The 22,450-nt window shown below is 68.4% G+C and carries 19 protein-coding genes; 4 read left to right on the top strand and 15 right to left on the bottom strand.

Features of this window, described 5'->3' with window-relative positions:
• Positions 1–131 precede the first annotated feature (131 nt).
• Genes ASD69_RS16040 through ASD69_RS16020 form a run of 5 tightly spaced genes read right to left on the bottom strand, consistent with a single transcriptional unit; the run spans position 132 to position 4,979 of the window.
• Positions 132–1,364 carry an FtsX-like permease family protein gene (locus ASD69_RS16040; RefSeq protein ID WP_056180494.1) on the bottom strand — a complete coding sequence of 411 codons (1,233 nt, stop codon included), beginning with the start codon at positions 1,362–1,364 and terminating at the stop codon, positions 132–134.
• Positions 1,365–1,372: 8 nt separating this feature from the next.
• The gene (locus tag ASD69_RS16035; RefSeq protein WP_056181257.1) at positions 1,373–2,686 is read right to left on the bottom strand and encodes an ABC transporter permease; all 1,314 of its coding nucleotides are present in this window, start codon (positions 2,684–2,686) and stop codon (positions 1,373–1,375) included.
• Between the two features lie 25 nt (positions 2,687–2,711).
• A complete protein-coding gene (locus tag ASD69_RS16030) occupies positions 2,712–3,437 on the bottom strand; it encodes an ABC transporter ATP-binding protein (protein WP_056180491.1) in 726 nt (241 codons plus the stop codon).
• A gap of 34 nt (positions 3,438–3,471) precedes the next feature.
• Complete coding sequence (locus ASD69_RS16025) at positions 3,472–3,690, bottom strand: hypothetical protein (RefSeq protein ID WP_157499232.1); 219 nt, start codon at positions 3,688–3,690, stop codon at positions 3,472–3,474.
• A gap of 2 nt (positions 3,691–3,692) precedes the next feature.
• Positions 3,693–4,979, bottom strand: coding sequence for an HlyD family efflux transporter periplasmic adaptor subunit (locus tag ASD69_RS16020; protein WP_056180483.1), 1,287 nt, complete (start codon positions 4,977–4,979; stop codon positions 3,693–3,695).
• A gap of 210 nt (positions 4,980–5,189) precedes the next feature.
• Between ASD69_RS16020 and glmS the strand changes: the two genes are divergently transcribed.
• The 3 genes from glmS (at position 5,190) to ASD69_RS16005 (ending at position 8,845) form a co-directional block, all read left to right on the top strand.
• Positions 5,190–7,022 carry a glutamine--fructose-6-phosphate transaminase (isomerizing) gene (glmS, locus tag ASD69_RS16015; protein ID WP_056180480.1) on the top strand — a complete coding sequence of 611 codons (1,833 nt, stop codon included), beginning with the start codon at positions 5,190–5,192 and terminating at the stop codon, positions 7,020–7,022.
• A 234-nt stretch (positions 7,023–7,256) separates the two neighbouring features.
• Positions 7,257–7,562: a helix-turn-helix transcriptional regulator gene (locus ASD69_RS16010; protein WP_056180478.1), complete on the top strand. Its 306-nt coding sequence runs from the start codon at positions 7,257–7,259 to the stop codon at positions 7,560–7,562.
• Positions 7,559–8,845: a type II toxin-antitoxin system HipA family toxin gene (locus ASD69_RS16005; protein WP_056180476.1), complete on the top strand. Its 1,287-nt coding sequence runs from the start codon at positions 7,559–7,561 to the stop codon at positions 8,843–8,845. The genes ASD69_RS16010 and ASD69_RS16005 overlap by 4 nt, the downstream gene beginning before the upstream one ends.
• A gap of 114 nt (positions 8,846–8,959) precedes the next feature.
• On the opposite strand, the gene ASD69_RS16000 is transcribed toward ASD69_RS16005, so the two are convergent.
• The 5 genes from ASD69_RS16000 to ASD69_RS15980 form a co-directional block, all read right to left on the bottom strand.
• Positions 8,960–10,543 (bottom strand): Na+/H+ antiporter, encoded by a 1,584-nt coding sequence (locus tag ASD69_RS16000; RefSeq protein ID WP_056180473.1) that lies wholly within the window; start codon positions 10,541–10,543, stop codon positions 8,960–8,962.
• Positions 10,544–10,677: 134 nt separating this feature from the next.
• Entirely contained in the window at positions 10,678–12,228 is a 1,551-nt protein-coding gene (locus ASD69_RS15995; RefSeq protein WP_056180471.1) for a phospholipase D family protein, read from the bottom strand.
• Between the two features lie 70 nt (positions 12,229–12,298).
• Positions 12,299–12,793, bottom strand: coding sequence for an anthrone oxygenase family protein (locus ASD69_RS15990; protein WP_056180469.1), 495 nt, complete (start codon positions 12,791–12,793; stop codon positions 12,299–12,301).
• Between the two features lie 49 nt (positions 12,794–12,842).
• Positions 12,843–13,826, bottom strand: coding sequence for a PD40 domain-containing protein (locus tag ASD69_RS15985; protein ID WP_056180467.1), 984 nt, complete (start codon positions 13,824–13,826; stop codon positions 12,843–12,845).
• Between the two features lie 11 nt (positions 13,827–13,837).
• On the bottom strand, positions 13,838–14,977 hold the full coding sequence (locus tag ASD69_RS15980) for a hypothetical protein (protein WP_235567246.1): 1,140 nt from the start codon (positions 14,975–14,977) through the stop codon (positions 13,838–13,840).
• A gap of 99 nt (positions 14,978–15,076) precedes the next feature.
• Between ASD69_RS15980 and ASD69_RS15975 the strand changes: the two genes are divergently transcribed.
• Positions 15,077–16,015: a LysR substrate-binding domain-containing protein gene (locus ASD69_RS15975; RefSeq protein ID WP_056180464.1), complete on the top strand. Its 939-nt coding sequence runs from the start codon at positions 15,077–15,079 to the stop codon at positions 16,013–16,015.
• A 9-nt stretch (positions 16,016–16,024) separates the two neighbouring features.
• Here the strand turns inward: ASD69_RS15975 and ASD69_RS15970 are convergent, their stop codons facing one another.
• From ASD69_RS15970 to btuB, 5 genes are all read right to left on the bottom strand, one after another.
• Complete coding sequence (locus ASD69_RS15970; protein ID WP_056180461.1) at positions 16,025–16,408, bottom strand: hypothetical protein; 384 nt, start codon at positions 16,406–16,408, stop codon at positions 16,025–16,027.
• Between the two features lie 42 nt (positions 16,409–16,450).
• A complete protein-coding gene (locus ASD69_RS15965; RefSeq protein WP_056180458.1) occupies positions 16,451–16,897 on the bottom strand; it encodes a DUF3592 domain-containing protein in 447 nt (148 codons plus the stop codon).
• A complete protein-coding gene (locus ASD69_RS15960) occupies positions 16,894–17,097 on the bottom strand; it encodes a hypothetical protein (protein ID WP_056180456.1) in 204 nt (67 codons plus the stop codon). The genes ASD69_RS15965 and ASD69_RS15960 overlap by 4 nt, the downstream gene beginning before the upstream one ends.
• A gap of 190 nt (positions 17,098–17,287) precedes the next feature.
• Entirely contained in the window at positions 17,288–20,257 is a 2,970-nt protein-coding gene (locus ASD69_RS15955; protein ID WP_056180452.1) for a serine/threonine-protein kinase, read from the bottom strand.
• Between the two features lie 329 nt (positions 20,258–20,586).
• A complete protein-coding gene (gene btuB, locus ASD69_RS15950) occupies positions 20,587–22,431 on the bottom strand; it encodes a TonB-dependent vitamin B12 receptor (protein ID WP_056180449.1) in 1,845 nt (614 codons plus the stop codon).
• Positions 22,432–22,450: the final 19 nt, after the last annotated feature.

Genomic DNA, 22,450 nt, shown 5'->3' with positions numbered 1-22,450 from the left:
GGATTTCGAGACGACCCGGTCCGGGCCCGTCCAGCGCGGAGGCTGGACGGGCTTGCGGACCGACTCGGAGAGACTAGCGGGCGCGTTGCGCGCGCGCCCGGAACTGCGCCACGCGTTGCGAATCGAACGCGTCAGATCGAGCGGGTCGCGACCGCCGGCGGCACCGCCGCGGCGCGGCGCGCCGGACCGAACACCGCGATCTGGCCCAGCGCCCACAGCGCGACCGCGCCCAGCGGCAGGTAGATCGCCGGCAGTCGCGGCAGCTCGTAGGCGCTCATCAGCACCATGTTGATGCCGTAGGCCAGCGCCATGCCGATCATGATGCCGAGCGTGGCGAGCAGGAAGTTTTCGGTCTGGAAGTAGCGCAGCACCTGGCCGCGGGTCGCGCCCAATGCGCGGCGCACGCCGATCTGCTTGGTCCGCTGCTGCACCCAGAAGCTGGCCAGGCCGACGATGCCCAGCGCGGTCACCACCAGCAGGGCGATGCACACCGCGACCAGCAGCCAGGCCATGGAACGGTCCTGCTGATAGAACTCACGGCGCATCGTTTCCAGGGTCTTGCTCTGGTCCTCCAGGATGATGCGGGTCGGCCCGCTTTTCTCCAGCGCCGCCATCGCCGCTTTCATGGTCTCGTCGCGGCGGCTGGGATCCACGCGCAGCAGGTAGTTGCCGCCGACCTCGTAGGTCACCCGGATCGGGAAGATCATCGAGTACTCGTACTCGCCGGCGCCGCCGCGGTTGTTCGGACGCGCGAGGTGGTCGACCACGCCGACGATGCGGATCGGCTTCGGGCCCCAGCTGTAGAACACCTTGCCGACCGCGTTCTCGCCCGGGAACAGCTTCTCGGCGACGACCTTGGTGACGATCGCCGCCGGCACGCCAGCATCGGCGGGCAGTTTGTCGAAGTCCTCGTAGTTGATGTACTCGTCGTTGGTGAAGCGACGGCCGGCGATCAGGTTCAGGCCCAGGGTATCGAGCAACTGCTCGTCGCCGAAGTAGGTGGTCGCGCTGAGGTTCGGGAACGGCTGATCCTGCTTCACGCTCACGCCGCTGTTCCAGGAGGAATTGCCGAACGTGACCTGGTTGCTGACGGTAGCGGCCTTGACCCCGGGCAGTGCGCGCAGCGCGGCCAGATCGGCCTGGGTGACGGAGCGGGCGTCCTCGTTGTTGTTGATGCCGGTCAGCTGCACCCGCACGATTTCGTTTTCGGCCAGGCCGCTGGTGCGGTTCATCAGCTCCAGACGGTTGCTGATCAGGAACACCGCGTTGCAGATGATGGCGCAGCTCAACGCGATCTCGAACACGATCAGCGCGGCGGCGGTCTTGTGGCGACGCAGGGTCGTCAGGATGGGGCGGATGTCCATGGTGGGCCTCACTGGCTCTTGAGCTGGATGGCCGGGGTCACCTGGCAGGCATGCCAGGCCGGCAACAGGCCGGCCAGCACGCTGGCGACGACCGCGATCACAAAGGTGGCGACCAGCATGGTCGGGTCCAGATGGGCGAGTTCGGCGTAGCTGGCCGGTTGCTGACGCACCGCCCACAGGCCCAGCATCGCCAGGCCCAGGCCGATCACGCCGCCGACCAGGCCGACGGTGCCGGCTTCGACCAGACATTGGGCGAAGATCGCGCGCCGCGAGGCGCCTAGCGCGCGGCGCACGCCGATCTCGTTGGCGCGACGCAGGAACTTGGCCAGCAGCAGGCCGACGGTGTTGAGCAGGCAGACCAGCAGGAAGCCGAACGCCAGCCAGGTCTGCAGGCGCACGTCGGAGGGCACGACCTTGTTGTGGTCCAGCCAATCCATCACGTTGTACAGGCGCACGTTGGTCGGACGCTCGAAACGGCCGGCGCTGCGCTGTTCGTCGGAGTAGTTGCCCAGGTAAGCCAGGTAGTCCTTGGCCTTGTCGGCCGAGTCCAGTTCCACCCAATACTGCAGCCAGGCGCAGGGCGCGTTGAGCGCGTGCGAGCCCTCGGGGTCGTCGTTACGGTTCTCTCCCCAGCAGTTCATGTCGCCGTTGTTGCCCATGCGCAGGGCCAGCGAGGTCGAGAACGGAATGAACACCTGCTCGCCGCGGCCGAACTTCTCGTTGCTCAAGTCGTAGAAGCGCGGCGTCGGGCGCCAGTTGTCGATCACGCCGACCACACGGAACTCGGATTCGTTGATCCGGATCGGTTTGCCGACGCTGGGGCCGGCGCCGAACAGCTTCTCGCTGAGTTCTTTGCTGATCACCGCCACGCGCGCGCGGTTCTCGTCGTCGCTGGCCTTCCAGGCGCCGCCCTGCAGGAAGGGCACGTCGAACATGGCGAACAGGTCGGCGGAGGTGAAACGCGCGTCGGACATGAAGGGCGTCAGGCCCTGGCGGTCGGGCTCGATGTTGGCCGAGCCGGCGGTCATCACTGCCTGGCGCTGGGCGCGCTTGGCGCGCAGCAGGGCTTCGGAATCGAAGCGGGTCATCTGGAACGAAGGATCCTCGCCCGGGGTGTAGCCGTCCTTGGTGCGCGGATCCATCTGCACGTAGAACAGGCGATCGCTCTTGCTCGGGATGGGGTCGCCGGAGAGCACGTAGAACACCGTCAGCGTGGTCATGCTAGCGCCGATGCCGAGCGCGATGGCGAGCACCATCAGCGCGGTCAGCATCTTGTTGCGGCGGAAGCTTCGGAACGCCAGGTCGAGGTAGTAGCCGAACATGGAGTTGGCGGTCATCGCGACGTCCTCAGGCGGTGGTGGCGGCGGCGTCGTCGCTGGCCAGCGAGCGCACCAGGCTGGGCACGGCCGCGAAGTCGGTGGCCATGCCGTCGACGATGTGCACGTTGCGCTGCGCGCGCGCGGCCAGTTCGGGATCGTGGGTGACCATGACGATGGTGGTGCCCTGGCCGTTGATCTCCTCCAGCAGCTCCATCACGCCGCGCGCCATCTGCGAGTCGAGGTTGCCGGTGGGTTCGTCGGCCAGCAGCAGGCGCGGGCTGCCGGCCAGCGCGCGCGCGATCGCGGCGCGCTGCTGCTGGCCGCCCGACAGCTCGGCCGGGTAGTGCTTCATGCGCGAGCCCAGGCCGACCCGGCTGAGCGCGTCTTCGATGCGCTGGCGGCGTTCGGCGCCGGGCATGCCGCGGTAGCGCAGCGGCACGTCGACGTTGTCGAACAGGTTGAGGTCGGGGATCAGGTTGAAGCCCTGGAAGATGAAGCCGATCTTGCGGTTGCGCAGGCGCGAACGCGCGTCGTCGGACATGCCGCTGACGTCCTCGCCGTCGAGCCGGAACTCGCCGCCGGTGAAGGTTTCCAGCAGGCCGGCGATGTTGAGGAAGGTGGTCTTGCCCGAGCCCGACGGGCCGGTGACCGCGACGAACTCGCCTTCGCGCACATGCAGGTCCAGCGAGCGCAGCGCGTGGGTTTCGACGAGTTCGGTGCGGTAAACCTTGGTGACCTGGCGCATGTCGAGCATGACGGTATGTCCTGAGTGAAAAGGTGGAGAGGAATCAGCGAACGCGGAACGAGGTCGGCGCGGCGTTGCGCAGGTAGCCGTTGCGGCGCCAGGCCTGGGCCGGGGCTTCGACGTTGGCGCTGGGCTGGGCCTGGGCGCGCGCGGCGTCGAAGTCGAACAGCTCGCTCAGGCGCAGCGGCATCGCGCCGGCCAGGTCGTCGGAGGTCCAATGCAGGTCGAAGGGGAACACTGGGGTGCGGTTGGAAGCTTTCATGATCATTCTCCTGAGAGGCGGATGCTTTCTGCGTTATCGAACTGGTCGCTACCGGATACCACCACGCGCTCGCCCGGTTGCACGCCGGAAACGATCTCGACCGCGCTGAGGCTGCTGGCGCCGGCCTGGATCGGGCGTCGCACCGCGTGGCTGCCGTCGACCACGTAGGCGAAGCGGCCGCCGGACTGTTCGAGGAAGGGGCCGCGCTCGACCATCAGCACGTTGCGGCGGGTGTCGAGCACGATGCGGGCGGACAGGCGCTGGTTCTGGCGCAGGCCCGGGGGCTGCTTGCCGGTGAAGCGCAGGCGGCTGGTGACTTCGCCGTTCACCACTTCCGGCGACACCGCCGAAACCTGCGCGGCGTAAGGTTCGCCGGCGCCGCTGGTGATCTGCGCCGGCATGCCGATGCCCAGATCGCGGGCGAAGCTTTCCGGCACCTTGATCTCGACTTCGAACACGGCCAGATCGACCACGCTGAGCACCGGCGCGTTGGCGGCGACGTTGGCGCGCTGCGCGATCTGGACCTGACCGACCTGGCCGTCGAAGGGCGCGCGCAGGGTCAGCGCGTCGACCTGGCGCTGGGTCTCGATCACGATCGCGCGCTGGCGGTCGGCGAGCAGGCGCTTGTTGCGCGTGTCCAGGCCGGCGCCCTGGCCTTGCAGGCCGGCGTCCTGGCGCGCATGCGCCAGACCGATGTCGGCCTTCTTGAGTTCGTCCTGCGCGCGCGCCACGTCGACCTGCGCCACCGCGCCGCCTTCGAAGCCGCGCTGCTGGCGTTCCAGATCGCGAATCGCGGCGGTGCGTTCGATCTGCGCCTGGTCGTAGGCCTTGCGCGCATTCGAGCGCGCCAGCTGGGCGTCGAGCTCGGAGCGGCCGGCCTCGGCTTCCAGGCTGGCCAGGGTCGCCTGTTCCTGCGCCAGCTTGCTGCGCAGTTCGGGGCTGTCGATTTCGGCCAGCGCCTGGCCTTGCTTGACCACGTCGCCGGCGACCACCTTCAACACCACCGTGCCCGCGGCGATCGCGTACAGGGTGGGGCTGTTGGCGGCGATCACGCGGCCGTCGGCGGAGATGTCGCGCACCAGGTCGCCGCGCTTGACCTCGGAGATGCGCACCCGCGATGCGTCGACCGAACGGCCGCTGGCGCTCCAGCCCGACAGCAGCCAGGCCGCCAGCGCGATGGTGCCGACGCCGGCGGCGCCGGCCAGCAGCCAGGGGCGACGGCGCTTGCTCGCGACGGAGGAGGTGGCGGCGACGGGGCGGTCCTGGGCGGCGGTATCGCGGATGCTCATGCGGTGTTCGGCTCGGCGGGTGGGCGAAAGGTCTTTGCTGTTATGCAATGCACGAGTCGTGCCAACCGCAAGTTGTTGATTTTATTGGCTGGCGCGCAGTGTCCGGGTGTCCGTCCGGACGGACACCGCGTCCGCCGGACAGACCGGACATGCCGGTTGTGCCGCCGCGCGCCGTTAAACTAGGCGGACACCAGCAGGAGCATTCGCAGCATGTGTGGAATCGTCGGCGCGATCGCGGATCGCGATGTGGTACCGGTCCTGATCGAAGGTCTTAAGCGGCTGGAGTACCGCGGTTACGATTCCGCCGGCATCGCGGTGATCGACGGCGCCGATGTGCGCCGCGTGCGCCGCACCGGACGCGTCGCCGAAATGGAGGGCGCGGCACAGTCCGAGGGCTTCCACGCCACGCTCGGCATCGGCCACACCCGGTGGGCCACCCATGGCGGCGTCACCGAAGCCAATGCGCATCCGCACATCAGCTTCGGCGAACTGGCGGTGGTGCATAACGGCATCATCGAAAACCACGAAGAGCAACGCGAGCGCCTGCGCGCGGCCGGCTACGCGTTCGAGTCGCAGACCGACACCGAAGTCATCGCCCATCTGATCCATCACCATCAGTCGCAGGGCAAGGATTTGCTGCTCGCGGTACAGAGCGCGGTGCGCGAACTGATCGGCGCCTACGCGATCGCCGTGGTCAGCAAGCGCGAACCCGGCCGTCTGGTCGCCGCGCGCATGGGCTGTCCGCTGCTGGTCGGCCTGGGCGAGGGCGAGAACTTCGTCGCCAGCGACGTTTCGGCGATCATCCAGGCCACGCGCAAGGTGATCTTCCTGGAAGAGGGCGATACCGCCGACGTGCGTCGCGACGGCGTCGACGTGTACGACGAGCATGGCAAGCTGGCCGCGCGCGATGTCCATCTGTCGGACGTGTCGCTGGCCTCGCTGGAACTGGGCCCCTACCGCCACTTCATGCAGAAGGAGATCCACGAGCAGCCGCGTGCGATCGCCGACACCATCGAAGCGGTCATGAACGACGGCGCGTTCCTGCCGGCGCTGTTCGGCCGCGACGCCGAAGCCGTGTTGCGCGATATCGAAGGCGTGCAGATCCTGGCCTGCGGCACCAGCTATTACGCCGGCCTGACCGCGCGTTACTGGATCGAAGCCATCGCCGGCCTGCCCTGTCAGGTCGAGGTCGCCAGCGAGTACCGTTACCGCAAGGCGGTTGCCAACCCGAAGCAGTTGATCGTGACGATCTCGCAGTCGGGCGAAACCCTGGACACGATGGAGGCCCTGAAGTACGCCAAGTCGCTGGGCCACGAGCGTACGTTGTCGATCTGCAACGTGCCAGAGAGCGCGATTCCGCGCGCCAGCAAACTGGTCTACTACACCCGCGCCGGCGCCGAGATCGGCGTGGCCTCGACCAAGGCCTTCACCACTCAGTTGGTGGCGCTGTTCATCCTGACCGCAACCGTGGCCAAGCTGCAGGGCCGTCTGGACGCCGCGCAGGAAGCCGAGTTCATCGACGCACTGCGCTACCTGCCCGGCAGCGTGCAGCACGCCCTGAATCTGGAACCGCAGATCACCGCTTGGGCCGAGCGCTTCGCGCCCAAGCAGCACGCGCTGTTCCTGGGGCGCGGCGTGCACTACCCGATCGCGCTGGAAGGCGCGCTCAAGCTCAAGGAAATCTCCTACATCCACGCCGAAGCCTACCCGGCCGGCGAGCTCAAGCACGGCCCGCTGGCGCTGGTCGACGCGGCCATGCCGGTGGTGGTGATCGCGCCCAAGGACGGCCTGCTGGAGAAGGTGAAGTCGAACATGCAGGAAGTGCGCGCGCGCGGCGGCGAGCTGTTCGTATTCACCGACGAGGACAGCCAGTTCGGCCCCTCCGAGGGCGTGCACGTGATCCGCGCCCCGCGCAACGTCGGCGTGCTATCACCGGTGGTGCACGCGATTCCGGTGCAGCTGCTGGCCTACCACGCCGCGCTGGCGCGCGGCACCGACGTCGACAAGCCGCGCAATCTGGCCAAGTCGGTGACGGTGGAATGAGCCGCGACCGCGCCAGTCGGGGCGGTCCGGGTAGATGAGGCTTGCGAGGATGAGCGTGCGGCTGCGCTAGGCGCTCTTCAGGGCGTAGCCAGTTAACTAGCGCTTTTCTGCCTATTTAGCGATATCTCCGCCTTATTCGGCGGAATAGTGCTATTTGATTGATATGTATTTAACTAGCGGATTTCCGCCTTGTGGTAGGCTTCGAGCTACCCATTTGGCGAGAAAGCGCTAGTTATGTCTGCCGCATTCAATACGCCGCAAGAACTCCTCTCAGCGCTCGGGGGGCGGATCAGCCGGCTGCGCATCGGTAAAGCGCTCACCCAGGCGGAGCTGGCCAGCCGGGCCGGCGTATCGCCACGGGCGCTGGGCGACCTCGAGCGTGGCAAAGGCTCGTCGCTGATTACCTACGTCAGCGTTCTGAAGGCATTGGATGCCTTGTCGTCCCTGGACGCGCTGGCGCCGGCACCGACGATCAGCCCCATGGCTTTGCTGCGCACCCGCCAGGCCCAGCCCAAGCGAGCGCCGAGGCGGCGCTCATGAACGCCGCACCGCTGGTCGTCGTCGAAGTGCGCGTATGGGGCAAGCGCGTCGGCGCGGTTGCGGCGGATCCGACGTATGCGTCCTACGCCTTCGAATACGACCCGGCCTGGGCGCGCCGCGGGATCCAGCTGGCGCCGCTGACGATGCCCACCCCTGGACCCGGCATCCATACATTCCCCAGTCTGGATCGCGAGGCCTACAAGGGCTTGCCGGGCCTGCTCGCCGATGCCCTGCCCGACGACTTCGGCAACCAGTTGATCGACGCGTGGATGGCCAGCCACGGCGTCGCCAAGCAGGACGTGACCACCCTGGATCGCCTTGCGTACATGGGCAAGCGCGGCATGGGCGCGATCGAGTTCCGGCCGGCGCGCGGTTCGGCCAGGGAGTCCAAGAAACCGCTGGCGATGAAGAGTCTGGTGGAAGAAGCGCGCCGTGCCATCCATGCGGATCTCAGCGACGACGAAGCCGCGCAGGCGGCGCTTGCCAACATCATCCGCGTGGGCACCTCGGCCGGCGGCGCGCGCGCCAAGGCGGTGATCGCCTGGCATCCGCAAACCAACGAAATCCGCAGCGGCCAGTTCGACGTGGATCCGGGTTGGGAGCATTGGCTGCTGAAGTTCGATGGGGTCGGCAAGGATCTGGAGCTGGGATCCAGCCAGGACTACGGACGAATCGAGTACGCCTACTACCTCATGGCGACGCACGCCGGCATCGTCATGAGCCCCTGCCGCCTGCTGCAGGAGAACGGCCGACGGCACTTCATGACCAAGCGCTTCGACCGCGAGGGCAACGACAAGGTGCACGTGCAGACGCTGTGCGCCTTGCAACACCTCAACTACAAACAGCGCGGCACGCATGCTTACGAGCAGTTGTTCATGGTGGCCACGCAACTGGGGCTGGCCCCCGAGGCGCTGACCCAGCTGTTCGCCAGGATGACGTTCAACGTGGTGGCGAAGAACCACGACGACCACACGAAGAATCACGCCTTCATGCTGCGCGAAGGCGGGGCCTGGGAGCCGACCCCGGCCTACGATGTGACATTCGCCTACAACCCGAGCGGCGAGTGGACCCAGCAGCACCTGATGAGCATCAACGGCAAATTCGACGCCATCACCAAAGAGGATCTGTTGAACGTGGCGGCCCGGTTCTCGATCCCGAATGCGGAAAAAGCGATAAGCCGCGTATGCGAGGCGGTGCGCGAATGGTCCGGCTTCGCGGCGGAAGCGGGGGTGCAGGACGCGGAAATCGCACGGATCGGGCAGCTCCACATCGCGCGGCTGTAACCGACACCAGCGAGCGACCGCGACAAGCGCGCGGTCGCCGGCTTCGGGGTGACGCCGCTGCCGTCGACGACGGAAAAACGCCGGGCGCGTCCTGCCCCGACGTGACTACCGCGCTTACGCCTTGGCCGAAATCGCGCTCAGCTCTTCCAGATCCAGATCCCGTTCCAGCTCGCGCAAGGTCGCGTCGTCGATATCGCCGGCGCGGTGCAGGCGGATCAGTTCGCGGCGGCCGCTGGCCACGGCTTCCAGGACGACGTCGAAGTGGGCGTGCAGCAGCGGCGTGTAGTGCTCGGTGCGAGCGGCGTAGTCGACGATCGCCACCGACTTGCGTTCGTATTGCGCCAGCAGCTTGGGGTGGATGAGTTCGCCGGCGCTGTCGTAGGCCAGGGCGCGCACGGTCGCGAACTGCGCCTGCGCCATCGCGGCTTCGGCCTGGCTCATGGTCAGTCGCGGCTTCTCGGTTTCCGGCTCGGTCAGGCGCGCCCATGCGATCACGCGGCCCAGGGTCATGCCCTGCAACAGGACGGTGCCCAGGATGACGGCGAACGATGTGACCAGGATGAAGTCGCGGCCCGGGAAGCCTTCCGGCACGCTCAGCGCCAGGGCCAGGGTGACCACGCCGCGGACGCCGGCCCAGCTCAGTACCGTCGAGCCGCGAGCGCCGATGGGCTGGTAACGCTTGAGTCCCAGCGCGTTGCAGAGCTTGATGATCAGATCGGAGCCGAACACCCAGACGAAGCGCGCGATGGTGAGCGCGGCGATCACCCCGAGGATGTGCCATCCCATCGTCGCGGCCACCACGCCGAAACCGCCGCCGCGTTCGACCACGCCGCGCAGCGACAGCCCGATCAGGATGAAGACCGAGGCCTCCATCAGGAACACCAGCACGGTCCAGAACGAAGTGCCGCGCATGCGCGTCGAGGCCGAGAGGATGATGCTGGAGTTCCAACTCGCGATCAGTCCCGCGGTCACCGTGGCGATGACGCCGGACACGTGCAGCATTTCGCCGAGCAGGTAGGCGATCCATCCCAGCAGCGCGGTGGTCGCGATGATCAGGTATTCGTCGCCCAGGCGGCGCACCAGCTTGACCCAGAGCAGGCCGACCAGGATGCCGACCGCCACGCCTCCCAGCGCCAGCAGAAAGAAGCTGCCGACCGCCTCGCTCGCACTGAAGGCGCCGGTGACGCCGGCCGCGATCGCGAAGCGGAACAGCACCAGGCCGCTGGCGTCGTTGAGCAGGCTTTCGCCCTCCAGCAGGATCTGCAGGCGGCGCGGCAGCTTCACCCGTTGCAGCACCGAGCGCGCGGACACGGCGTCGGGCGGCGACACGATCGCCCCCAGCGCCGCGCAGGCGGCCCAGGGCAGCGACGGAATCAGCCAATGAGTCACCACGGCCACGACCACGCAGGTGAACAGCACCGCGCCCACCGCCATCGAGCCGATGCCGATCAGATGGCGGCGCAGCCGGGTCAGGGCGATGGACCAGGCGCCGTCCATCAGCAGCGGCGGCAGGAAAATGACCAGCACCAGTTCGGGATCGACGCTGATGGCGGGCAGACCGGGCAGGAAGGCCAGCGCCGCGCCGCCGGCGAGCAGACCCACCGACGGCGGCAGGCCCAGCCTATCGGCCACGTAGTGCAGCGCGATGATCGCCAGGAACATCACGATCACCAGCTCGAACAAATGGGTTGAATCCATGCGGCTCTCCTGCGACCGGGGCCAGCTGTGTCCGGCTCCCTATTTCCGGGTAGGACCGGCCGAAAGGCAACTCTTTAATGCGCGGCGCCGGTGCCGATTCGAGCGGGGGCGGCCAAGCGCGAGCACCTCGCCGCCTACAACTGCGATTCGATCGGCAGCCAGCCCAGTACGCGCGCGGTGGCGCGGCGCATGAGGCCGGCGTCCGGCTCGCGGTCGAGCAAGCGCGGCGGGCGGCTGGTCTCGTCCAGCCAGCACAGGCGGCCGTCGTCCAGGGTCACCCGATAGCTCAGCGCCGGCGCGGCCAGGCGTTCGTACTCGCGGCGCAAGGACGCGGCCAGCGTCGCGTCCTCGAACAGCACACCCATCTCGGTGTTGAGCTCGGCCGAACGCGGGTCGAGGTTGAACGAGCCGACGAAGCCGCGCGCGCCGTCGACCACGAAGGCCTTGGTATGCAGGCTGGCGCCGCTGCTGCCGAACAGGCCGGCGGCGGCGCTGGGGCCGCTGCGGCGGATCTCGTACAGGCGCACGCCGCCCGCGAGCAGGCGCTCGCGGTAGCGCGCGTAGCCGCTGTGCACGGCCGGGACATCGTTCGCGGCCAGGGAGTTGGTCACCACGCCGACCTGGGCGCCCTTGCGCACCAGGCCGACCAGGCCGTCGCTGCCTTCCTCGCCGGGCACGAAGTAGGGCGAGATCAGCAAGGCTTCGTGCTGGGTGGTGGCGAGCTTGGCGATCAGTTGGGTCACCAGCCAGTCGTCGCCGCCGTCGCCGCGCTTCTGTGCGGGATCCGACACTACCCGCACGCCTTCGCTCCAGTGCATGCCGGTGTCCCAGGGCAGGTTTTGGTCCAGCGAGTCGGAGACGCGTTGCAGATAACGCTTGGCTTCATCGCCCTTGGCATCGTCGTCGATCTGGGCGATGTAAGCCTTCAGCTCAGCCGGCTTCTTGTCGCTGAGTGCGGCGAGCGGCACTACCGCGGGGCTGTTCCAGTAGCGATCGAAGATGGCGCTGGCGTCGGCGACCGCCGGGCCCGCCAGCAGCAGGTCGAGGTCGCGGAAATTCACTTCCTGGTGGGCGTCGAAGTACTCGTCGCCGACGTTGCGGCCGCCGACCACGGCGACCCGGCCGTCGGCGATCCAGGCCTTGTTGTGCATGCGGTGATTGATGCTGAAAACGCGCTGCACCATTTCCAGCAAACGCCACAATCCCTCGCGGTTGCGGAAGGGGTTGTAGAGGCGAATCTCGATATTTGGGTGCGCGTCCAGCACCATCAGCGCCGGGTCCAGGCCCTTGGCGTTGATGTCGTCCAGCAGCAAACGCACGCGCACGCCGCGCTCGGCCGCCGCGTAGAGTTCGCGGCCCAGCAAGCCGCCGACCAGGTCGTCGTGCCACATGTAGTACTGCAGATCCAGGCTGCGGCCGCTGGCGCGCGCGCTGGTCGCGCGCGCGGCGAAAGCCTCCAGGCCGCCCGGGATCATCAGCACGCCGGTCTTGCCCGGATGCGCGGCCAAGCGCGGCGCGAGTTCGCGGTCGATCGTGGTCTGCGCCGCGCGCAAGGGCAGGTGGGCGCTGGGCGCGCCCGTCGCGGGCGGGGTCAGACGGTCGGCCAGCAGCACACCGCTGACGACCAGCGCCAGCAAGGCCAGCAGGCCCCAGGCGAACCAACGCCAGCTTATGCGGATGCGCATCGAGGCTCCTTAGCGACGAGGGGAGTATGCGATGCGGCCCTCCGGCCCGCCAAGCCGACTCGTCGCCCCGCTAGCCCGGCGCGGCGCGTTGCAGCAAGGCCAGCACGAATAGCGCGCTGGCGAGCATGCACGCCAGCGCGCGCACGTGATTCCCGCGCGTCCAATCGCGCAGGTAACGCTGCCAGACCGGCAGCGCGGCTTCGCCGCCCTGGTCGACCGCGGCTAGGGCGTTGTTGAGCGGCACGTTGAACGCGACCGTGCATACGAACATGCCCAGCACGTGGACGACGCCGCCGACGAGCATGGCCAAGGCGCCGGGCGCGCTCGCATGCACGATCCCGATGCCAGCCAGCGCCAGGCCGGCGAACGTGGTGAGCCAGAACACCGGCATGAACAGCGAACGCAGGATGACGCGGTTGATCGCGTTCATCGCGGCGATGCCGGCGTCGGGGGCGATGCTGCCCAGCGCGCTCATGATGAACACCGAGAAGGCGAAGAACAGGCCGCCGAGCAGGCCGCAGCCGATCGCGCCGATCCAGAGCAAGACGCAGATGACGGTGTCCATCCTGGCGAAAACTCCTGTGTGCGCGGCGACGGCAGCCGTTGCGTTCGAGCTACGGCACTGGCTCGTCGCCCGCCGCGCGTTTGCGCGCCGTATCGGCGTCCCATGCAGGCAGCCGATAACGAACCAGATACAGCTCCATGCTCTGCTCGCCGTCGCGTTGGGCCGAGTAGAGCAGACGATCGCGCTGCGACCAGTCCAGCATCGGGCCGTAGCTATCGGTCTCGCGGCTGTTCACGCTCAGCGGCAGCAACTGGCCCGCATCGTAGCCCTTGCCGTGGGGCCTCGCCAGATAGAGGTCGACCCGATCGGTGCGGAAGTCCTGCGCGCGCGAGTAGACGATGCTGGCATCGTCGGCGAGATAGCTGGCGTCGAAATCGTGGGCCGAGGTGTTGATGCCTCCGCTCAGGCGTTGTGCGTCGTCGAAGCCGTCGCCGCGCCGCCGCGCGACGTAGAGGTCGAGTCCGCCGGCGCCGCCGGGGCGGTCGCTGGCAAACAGCAGGCGCCGGCCGTCGGCCGAGAGCATGGGTGCGTACTCCTTGCCCGGGCTGTTCACCGCCGCGCCCAGAGGCTCGGGCTCGCCGAAGCCGGTGGCGACGACCGCGACCCGCCACAAATCGTCCGCGCCCAGGCCGCCGGGGCGGTCCGAACAGAAATAGACGCTGCGGCCGTCGGCGGAGAACGCGGGATCGAAATCGCGACCCGGCGAGTTGAACGGCACCGGCGTCGCCTCGCTCCAGCCCTGTTCGCCGCGGCGCGAGATCCAGATGTCGTAACCGCCCGCGCCGCCGGGCCGGTCGCGGCTGAACCACAGCGCGGTGCGGCCGTCGGGGCTGAGGGTGAGGCGGATCTCCGCGTAGCGCGTGGAGGCGATGCCGGGCGCGAACACGGCCGGCGTATCGAGGATCTCGATCGAGGGCTTCGATGCTTCGCCCGCCACGGCAGGCGAACTCGCATCGCTTGCGCCGGCCGCCAGCATCAGCCAGCAGATCGCGGCCGGGCGAAGCAGGTGTTTCGCGGCGATGTCCAAGCCCATCGATCGCACCCCTAGGCCTTGCGCACGAAATCGCTGATCCAATTGGTTTCCCAATTGGCGCCACCGTCGTTGGAGCATGCCTGCTCCCAGCGCGCAGAGCGCGCGGTGATGCGCGACCACAGCACCCGGGTACGGATCGGCTTGCCGTCGAGACTGTCGTCGCCGATGAAAGTGCCCAGGCCCTGCGCGTCGAAGCCGCCGCGCACGGGCGGCGCGATCGCGGTCGGTGTGCGGCCGTCCAGCCACCAGCTCAGCCATTGCTTGTTTTTCGCATCGTAGGAACGCAGGCCGACGCCGCGCACCGTGCCGGTCGGGAACTCGAAGACGTTGTCGCCGACGTTGCCGTAGCCGCCCAGCACCGGCCAATTGCGCAGGGTGCCGCCGAACTCGTCCCAGTCCTGGCTGCCGACCAGGCGCTGGCGCAGGCGGCGGTGGCTGACTTGCCAATCGCCGACCAGGAAATCGAAATCGCGCGGCGCGTTGGCCAGCTTGTCCAGCGGCGAGGGCCGCGCGGCGGTGCGGGTGAAATAGTTGCGCCAGTTCGTTTCCCAACTGGCGCCGCCGTCGGGCGAGAACGCCTGCTCCCACCACGGCTGTCGGCCGTGGATGTCGTGCCAGCGGAAGCGCATCACGATCGGCTTGCCGCGCAGCGTGTCGTGGCCGACGAACTCGCCGCCGTCGCCCATGAAGCCGCCGCGCACCGGCGGATCGATGTGGGTCGGGTTGCGCGCGTCCAGCCACCAGATCGACCACCGGCCCGAGTCGCGATCGTAGGCGCGGATGCCGAGGCCGCGGTAGGGATCGCCGGGCAGCTCGACGAGGTTGTCGTCGATGGTGCCCAGGCCGTCCAAGGTCGCCCAGCACGCACTCTTGCCGGCGAAGTCCTGCCAGTCCTGGCTGCCCGCCAAGCGCTCCTTCAAACGCCGATGGCGCACGTCCCAGTTGCCCTGCAGCCAGGCCCAGTCCCGCGCATGCGCGCCGGGTGTGGCGGGCGCTTTCGCGAAGCTCCAGGCGGGCAGGGCCAAGGCCGCGGCACCGGCCAGGGCCGTGCGGGTCACGAAGCCGCGCCGACCCGGCGAGGCCGGCGAATCGGTGGCGTCCGCATCGACCCGCGACGATGCGGATTCGGGCTGGATGGGGAAGGAGGTCATGCGCAGTCCCTGTGGCGGCGGCGGAGGTGCGGCGCCCAGGATGCGTGCCGCCGCCGCGGTTGACGACACGAATTCCGGGCCGCAGGCTAAGTCACACTTATGGTCCAGTCGCCGCGATTCCCTTCCTTGTCCGCGATCCGGGCCTTCGAATCGGCGGCCCGATTGGGCAGTTTCGCCAAGGCCGCGCAGGAGCTGGACACCACGGCGGCCTCGGTCAGCTACCACGTACGCCGGCTCGAGGAGCAGATCGGCGTGGCCCTGTTCCGGCGCCACCCGCACCGGGTCGAGCTGACCGAGTCGGGCGAGCTGGTCGCGCGCGAGGCCATCGCCGCCTTTGCCGCATTGCGCGCGAGCTTCGTGCGCGCGGTCGACATCGACGAATCGCGTTTGTCGCTGACCACCTTGCCGACGCTGGGCACGAGTTGGCTCACGCCCAAGCTCGGGCGCTTCCGCGCCCGCCATCCGCAGATCGCATTGGAACTGGATCTGTCGGTCGAGGCCCAGGACCTGGGCGTGGGCCGCTACGATCTCGCCATCCGCAACGGCCACGGCGTGTGGCCCGGGATGCAGGCGATGGAACTGTTTCCGGCGATCTTCATGCCCTTGTGCGCGCCAGCCCTGCGCGCGGCCGCGGCCGAACTCGGCGATCCGCGACGGCCCTTGAGCGTGCCCTTGCTGGGACGGCCGGACTGGTGGGCGCTGTGGTATCGCGCCCAGGGCCACGCCGACGCCGCGCCGCCGGGCGGCTTCGGTACCCATCTGTCGGCGGAGCACCTGGACGTCGCCGCCGCGGTCGCCGGCCACGGCATCGCGATCGGCTCGCCCATCCTGTTCCGCAACGAACTCGAATCCGGCCGCCTGGCGCCCGCGCACGATTTCGTCGCCGGCGATGGACGCGCGTTCTGGCTCACCTACCCGAGCGCGCGCCAGCGCAGCGGCAAGATCGCCAGGTTCCGCGAGTGGCTGAGCGAGGAAGTCGCGCGCGACCGCGAGGCGGCCCAGGCCTATTTGCGGCGGGCGGTGATCGTCGCGGCTTGAGGGCCGGGCCTAGCCGGCGAAGTGGAACCGCACCAAGGCCAGGCACAGCGCGAACAGGTAGGCGTAGGAGAAGCGCTCGATGCTCACCTGCACGTGCCCGCGCTTGACCCGCCAAACGCCCAATGCGGCCATCGCGAACCCGGCCAGTATCGGCGTCGCGATCAGGTTGACCACTCGCCAGCTTTCGTCCCGCACCAGCAGTTCCGGCAGCAGCCACAGGCTGACGCCACCGGCCAGCGCGCCCAGGCAGGCGTAAGCGATCGCGGTGAACCAGGGGTTGTAAGGCGGCGATTCGCGCTTCCGGCGGAACGGTTCCAGGCCCAGGTCCACCAGCAGTTCCAGCACCCCTTGCAGGACCACTTCGCCGATCAGTTGGAACAGGAATTCGAGCACGATCGACTCCGAGACGGGGGGCAGGCGGGATGCAGGCGGCGATCAGGTGACCAGGTAGTACAGCGGCCACAGCGACAGCAGCACCGCCAGGAGCAGGTGCACCAGATTGGCGGTGGAGCTGCCGGGCACCAGCACCGCGCGCTGCGGGCGTTGCGGATCGTAGCTGACCTCGACTTCGCGGCCCTGGACGATGCCGTCTAGCAGTTCGGCGGCATCGGAAAAACCCAGGTAACGCGTGGGCCGATAGCTCAGTCGGGTCGAGGTGTAGTGATGCCGGCCGACCTGATAGCGGTAGCGCACATGCGCCGAATGGGTGACGTCGCCATCCTCGTCCGGCTGGGTTTCGTCGAGATAGGCGCTCAGCACCCGGCCGCGCGTACGCGGCCAGCCGGCCGAGGCCTTCGCCAGCAGCAGCGCGCGCGCCTGCCACGCGACCAGGCCCAGCACGATCAGCAGCAGCAAGGCCGGCCCCAGGTCGGATCCGCTCATCGCGACGGCGTCCGCGCGCGCAGGCCGTACGCTAATGCGGACAGGCCGAGCGCCTGCAACAGCGCCAACTGCGGCGCAATGGGCAACTGCAGGAATACGAACCGGCCCTTGGGATCGCCGTTGCCGCCGAAAGCGAAGCCGAGGCAGATCGTGATGAGGGCGAGATAGAGTGCGGCCAGGGCCAATCCGGTCTTGCTCATGCGCGATCTGCGTGAGAGTTAAGCGGATCATCTTGGCCGATCGGCCCGCCGTCAATATCGGTTAAATTCGAGCGAGCATGGGAACGCAACGTGACGCGGTTTCCAACCGGAAATGGCTGCGTTGGTTCGCGATCACCGACCAGCTCGAGCGGCGAATATGCCGGCAGCCACTGGGTGCGAGATCATCGCTTTACCCCTTGTTGCAGGCACGCGCACGCCGATTCACGGCTTCGGTCTCCGACTTCGATAGCCACAAAGCGTTCGTCGTATCCAGCATCAACCCCTGGTCTCGCAGGCTATCGCGGTAACCGCGAACCGTCAGTGTGATGGGATCGTCGCGATCCAGTACGCGCTCGTCAAAACGCAAGGCACGATCCAAATGTGCCGCGGCATCTATTCTTCGGCAGGTTTCATGCGCGTGTAGCGCCCGAAAGACCAAGGCTCGATTAAGAAAGTGGGCGCGCAAGTAATCCTCACTGGTGCGTTCGAGGAGTTTCCTGTCCAGGAAGGCGCGGTTGTCTTCGATGCGCTGCGCGAAACGACGATCCGCTTGCTCGCGCTCTCCGCGCACGTATAGCAGTTGGTCCCCCAGTTGGCTCAAGTCCTGCAATAGGAGATCGTGAGGCCCGCCGTAGTAGCGCTCAGCCTCGCGCAGGCTTTCGTCGACCTGACGCTGGGCCTCGGCCAGGCGCGAAATGTCGCCGTCGGCCAGAATGGTGGAAACCAGCAGGCTCCGCTCGTACGGCGCGGCAATGCCCGACCGACGCTTCTCCTCAATGGTCTGTCGCAAAAGCTCGATACCTTCGGCGACGTCACGCGGAGTGCGCTGGACGCCGGACAGACTGATCAGGGCCGCGCCAAGGTTTCCTTTGAGCGCGATAGTCTGCTCGGCCTGCGGGCCCGCGGTGCGTTGCAGAGTGCTTAGTGCTTCGCGCAGCAGGCGCACGTTGTCTTTATCGTCGCGTGCGATCGCCCAAGATATACCACCCAAAGCCATGGCGAAGGTCGGACTATCTCGCCCGTGGCTTGCTTCCAGTTGCGTCAACGCACCCTCGATATCTTCCTGCACCTGGTGAGGGTATTGCGCCCAGGCCAAGCCGAGCACGGCCTCCGCCGTCTTGGGATGACTCGGGCCCAGGTTGCGGCGACGGTTCGCGGCCAATTCTTGCGCTCGCTTCAGTACATCGGGCTTGCCTCGGCGGCCGAGAATGGTTACCAGCAGATCCAGCGCATCGTCGGCGAGTATCGGATTGCGCGGCCGCGCCAGCGCCTCGGCTTTGATGGCGTCTGCCTCGGCGTCTTCGAAACGCAGCATGCGGTGCAGAAAGTTCGCACGCACAAGCAGAAGCTCTGCGCGGACTTCTTCATGGTCGCGAGATAGTCTTTGCGCCTGGTCCACCAGCTCGTCCATGGTCCGGACCGCGCCGAGGGTGTCCGCCTGTCCCCATTGCGCCTTCGCCAGCTCGGCGCCGAAGCTCAGCCGCATCGACTGTGCGTGCGCATCGTCGCTGTCGCCGATCCTCTCCAATTGGGCGCGGGCCAATTTCTCGGCCTCGGCGTAGCGGCCACGGCTGTTGAGCATCGCCAGCCGCGTGGCCGCGATGGAGCCCTCGTCGTCGCGCGCGTCGCCCAGCGCCACCTGGGCCTGGTCGGCCAGGCGCTGGGCGTGGCGATAGTCGCCGAGCACGGCGTAGCTGCGCGCCAAGGTCGCGAGGCTGCGCGCGTGCAGCAGCGGATGTTCGTCCAAAGACAGCCCATGCAGCTCGCGCTCGGTCTTGTCCAGCAGCGCCTTCGACGAGAACGGCGCACTGCCCAGCCCCGACAGCGTGGCCATGCCCAGGGTGGACGCGAACAGGCGACTCACGGCGGCGGTGGCCTGGGTTTCGCGTACCGCGATGCGGTGTTGGCGCAGGGCCAGGCCGGCGCCCACCGCGCCTGCGACCGCCACGGCGGCGGCAACGCCGACGGCCAGACGGTGGCGGCGCGCGAACTTACGGGCCCGGTACAGCAGATCGTCGCCGCGTATCGCCAAGGGCCGGTGCTCGCGCCAACGCCGCAGGTCCTCGGCGTATTCGTTGATGCTGGCGTAGCGGTCCTGCGGGCGCAGGGCCACGGCCTTGCGCACCAGCGCCGACAGGTCGCCCGCGAGCAGGCGCTTGAGCGCGGTCAGGTTCGCGACGCCGCGTTGCTCGGCGACGGCGGGCGCGGCGTCATCGAGCAGTCGATCCATCGGCAGCGCCTCGCCGGGACCGGCATCGTCCATCAGATCGCGCAGCGCGTGCAGCGGTGTCGGCCATTGCCCGCACAGCAAGCGGTAGCTCAGCACGCCCAATGCGTACAGGTCGGTGGCCGGGGCGGTGGCGCCGCGGTCGCGCGCCTCGGGGGCGGCGTATTCGCGCGACAGCGCGAGCTGCTCGCGGTCGGCGCCGGCAAGCGCGACGAAGGTGGAGGCGATGCCGAAGTCGACCAGCTGCACGCGCCCGTCGACGCCGACCAGCAGATTGGATGGCTTGATGTCGCGGTGCAGTACGCCCTGGGCATGGGCATAGCCCAGCGCTTCGCAGGCCTGGATCAACAGGTCGACGCGCTGCCGCACGCTAGCGCGATGGCGGTCGCACCAGGTGTCGATGGCGATGCCTTCGACGTAACGCATCGCGAACCAGGGATGACCGGTGTCGTCCACGCCGGCGTCGATCAGCGCGGCGATGCCCGGGTGGTCGAGGCGCGCCAGCACATTGCGTTCGTCGCGGAAGGCCGCGATCAGCGCCGGCGTCGCCAGCTCGGCGAGGATGCATTTGAGCGCGACCCGCTGCCGATATTGGCCGTCGTCGCGCTGAGCTTCGTACACGCTGCCCATGCCGCCGCGCGCGATCAGGCGCTCGATGCGCCAGGGCCCCAGGCGAGTGCCGAGGCGAGGATCGGGTCCGGCATCGGCTTGATCGCGACTTTCGCGGGCGCGCCGCTGCTCCACCAGCGCCGCCGGCGAACGGTCCAGCAGGCTGCTGTCGGCATTCGCATCGGAATCCAGCAGGGCCTGCAGCGCGCGATACAGCTCGGGGTCGCGCGTGGACAGCTCCGCGAGCGCGCGTTCGCGCTGCGCCGGAGGCATCTCGATATAGTCGTCGAACAAGTCCAGGGCGCGTGCGCTGACGTCGCTCATGAGGCTGTCTGCCGCTGCGGTGAGTGGGCGGAGCTGGGGTGCGCCGATGCGTGGCGTGGCGCCGGTCCGCTGCGGCTATCGTACGCCCTCCGACCGGAGATCCGATTGGACCTTCGCAGGGGGCGCGCCCGATCCACGCCGGATCGGAGCGCTCAGTAATGTCACTGAATTGGTGGATCTGTGAGGGTTTGGGCACGGTACGGCGCGCCGGGTCGGACGGTCCGTGGCCTCGCAGCGCCGCGGCAGACGCGAGCCCGCCCACCGCCCGGCTCGCCGCAAAAGAAAGCCCGGCGGAGCCGGGCTTTCGAGAGCTTGAACGCGCGTCCGGCTCAGCGGGCCGGTGCGTAACGCAAGGTCAGGAACCATTCGCGACCGGGCTGGTTGTAGAACGAGATGGTCTCGTAGTCGCGGTCGAAGACATTGGCCACGCGCGCCTGCAGCGACCAGGCCGCGGTGAGCGCGTATTCGGCGCGCAGGTCCAGGGTGCCGTAGCCGCCGACGCGGCGGCTGTTGGCGACGTCGTCGTAACGCGCGCTGGAACCGACCGCGGTCACGCCGAAGCGGAAGTCGCCGAAGGCGCGGTCGATGTCGACGCGCGCGCTGCGCTTGGCGCGACGCGGCAGATCGTTGCCGGCGTAGAAGCCGACCCGGTTCTCGCTGTCGAGGAAGCTGGCGCTGGCGGCCACGGCCCAATCGGCGACGGTGGTGTCGATGCCGATCTCGGCGCCGCGCACACGCGCGCGCTCGATGTTGTTGGGCAGGAAGATCGCGGCGTCGTAGGCGATCAGGTCGTCGACCTGGGTGCTGAAACCGTCGATGCGCGCGTTGAAGCGCTCGCTGCGGTAGGCCAGGCCAAGCTCCCAGGTCTTGGACTCTTCCGGGCGCAGCGCCGGGTTGCCGAAGAACGGGTAGTAGAGCTCGTTGAAGGTCGGGGCTTTGAAGGCGGTGCCGTAGCCCGCGGTCAGACGCCAGTGTTCGGCGAAGCCCAGGCCCCAGGCGATGCTGCCGGTGGTGTGGCCGCCGAACTGGTCGTTGTCGTCGCGGCGCAGGCTGGCCTCGATCGACTGCGCGCCGAAGCGGCCCTGGTACTGGACGAAGCCGGCGCGGTTATCGCGCTCGTTCTTGTCGTAGGCGGTGTCGCTGTCGGCGTGGTCGCGCAGCCAGTCGAAGCCCACGCTCAGCAGCTGGCCTTCGCCGACGCCGTAGTCGGTCTGCACGGTGAAGCTGTCGCGGTTGGTGGCGAAGTAACCGTTGGGCACGTTGCCGAGGAAGTTGTCGGACTCGTCGCGATTGCGGCCGGCGCTGACCTGCAGGCGCAGGTTTTCGGAAGGACGCCAGGTGCCCTTGGCGCCGACCACCTGCTGCACGATCTCGGAGTAGTTGACGAAGCTGCCGTCGTACTCGTTCTCGCCTTCGGCGCGCAGCACATGGCCTTCGAAGCTCAGGGTGTCGGTGGCATCGAAGCCACCGCGCAGCGACAGCGAGCGGTTGCGGTAGCCGTCGCGGTCGGGCTCTTCGGTGAAGCAGCCGGCGAACAGGGTGCTGGAGCCGTCGCAGGCATTGATGCCGTCGGTGCGCTGGTAGGCGGCGTCGGCGCCGAACCAGCCGCGGCCGACGCGGCCGCCGATGCCGGCGCTGGCTTCGCGGCCGCCGTGGCTGCCGACGGTGACGCTGGCGCGCGGGGCGACGGCGTCGCGGTCGCGGCGGGTGAAGATCTGGATCACGCCGCCGATCGCGTCGGCGCCGTACAGGCTGGAGCGCGGGCCGCGCACGATTTCGATGCGGTCGATCAGGGCGACCGGCAGGTCCTGGAACGAAGCCAGGCCGGAGGTCGCCGAGCCGATGCGGATGCCGTCGACCAGGACCAGCACGTGGTCGGTCTCGCTGCCGCGCAGCGACAGCGTGGTCAGCTTGCCCAGGCCGCCCTGGTTGCCGACCGAGAGGCCGGCGCGGCCGCGCAGCAGGTCGGGCAGCGAGCGCGCCTGGCTGCGCGCGATGTCGTCGTGGGTGATCACTTCGACCGGCGACAGCGCGTCGTTGGCGCTGATCGCGGTGCGGGTGGCGGTGACGACGACATCGTCCAGATCGGTGGCGTCGTCGTTCGGCTGCGCCTGCGCGAGAGCGGGCAGGGCGAGGGCGGCGGCGATGGCCAGGGACAGCTTGGGAACACGCATGAGCAAACTCCAGGGGCGC

The organism is Lysobacter sp. Root604 (genome assembly GCF_001427505.1).
Taxonomy (GTDB): Bacteria; Pseudomonadota; Gammaproteobacteria; order Xanthomonadales; family Xanthomonadaceae; genus Lysobacter.
This window is presented reverse-complemented; position numbering and strand designations above follow the sequence as displayed.

Coding starts and splice junctions, on each gene's coding strand:
- ASD69_RS16040 (WP_056180494.1), bottom strand. CDS start 1,364: ATGGACATCCGCCCCATCCTGACGACCCTGCGTCGCCACAAGACCGCC.
- ASD69_RS16035 (WP_056181257.1), bottom strand. CDS start 2,686: ATGTTCGGCTACTACCTCGACCTGGCGTTCCGAAGCTTCCGCCGCAAC.
- ASD69_RS16030 (WP_056180491.1), bottom strand. CDS start 3,437: ATGCTCGACATGCGCCAGGTCACCAAGGTTTACCGCACCGAACTCGTC.
- ASD69_RS16025 (WP_157499232.1), bottom strand. CDS start 3,690: ATGAAAGCTTCCAACCGCACCCCAGTGTTCCCCTTCGACCTGCATTGG.
- ASD69_RS16020 (WP_056180483.1), bottom strand. CDS start 4,979: ATGAGCATCCGCGATACCGCCGCCCAGGACCGCCCCGTCGCCGCCACC.
- glmS (WP_056180480.1), top strand. CDS start 5,190: ATGTGTGGAATCGTCGGCGCGATCGCGGATCGCGATGTGGTACCGGTC.
- ASD69_RS16010 (WP_056180478.1), top strand. CDS start 7,257: ATGTCTGCCGCATTCAATACGCCGCAAGAACTCCTCTCAGCGCTCGGG.
- ASD69_RS16005 (WP_056180476.1), top strand. CDS start 7,559: ATGAACGCCGCACCGCTGGTCGTCGTCGAAGTGCGCGTATGGGGCAAG.
- ASD69_RS16000 (WP_056180473.1), bottom strand. CDS start 10,543: ATGGATTCAACCCATTTGTTCGAGCTGGTGATCGTGATGTTCCTGGCG.
- ASD69_RS15995 (WP_056180471.1), bottom strand. CDS start 12,228: ATGCGCATCCGCATAAGCTGGCGTTGGTTCGCCTGGGGCCTGCTGGCC.
- ASD69_RS15990 (WP_056180469.1), bottom strand. CDS start 12,793: ATGGACACCGTCATCTGCGTCTTGCTCTGGATCGGCGCGATCGGCTGC.
- ASD69_RS15985 (WP_056180467.1), bottom strand. CDS start 13,826: ATGGGCTTGGACATCGCCGCGAAACACCTGCTTCGCCCGGCCGCGATC.
- ASD69_RS15980 (WP_235567246.1), bottom strand. CDS start 14,977: ATGACCTCCTTCCCCATCCAGCCCGAATCCGCATCGTCGCGGGTCGAT.
- ASD69_RS15975 (WP_056180464.1), top strand. CDS start 15,077: ATGGTCCAGTCGCCGCGATTCCCTTCCTTGTCCGCGATCCGGGCCTTC.
- ASD69_RS15965 (WP_056180458.1), bottom strand. CDS start 16,897: ATGAGCGGATCCGACCTGGGGCCGGCCTTGCTGCTGCTGATCGTGCTG.
- ASD69_RS15960 (WP_056180456.1), bottom strand. CDS start 17,097: ATGAGCAAGACCGGATTGGCCCTGGCCGCACTCTATCTCGCCCTCATC.
- ASD69_RS15955 (WP_056180452.1), bottom strand. CDS start 20,257: ATGAGCGACGTCAGCGCACGCGCCCTGGACTTGTTCGACGACTATATC.
- btuB (WP_056180449.1), bottom strand. CDS start 22,431: ATGCGTGTTCCCAAGCTGTCCCTGGCCATCGCCGCCGCCCTCGCCCTG.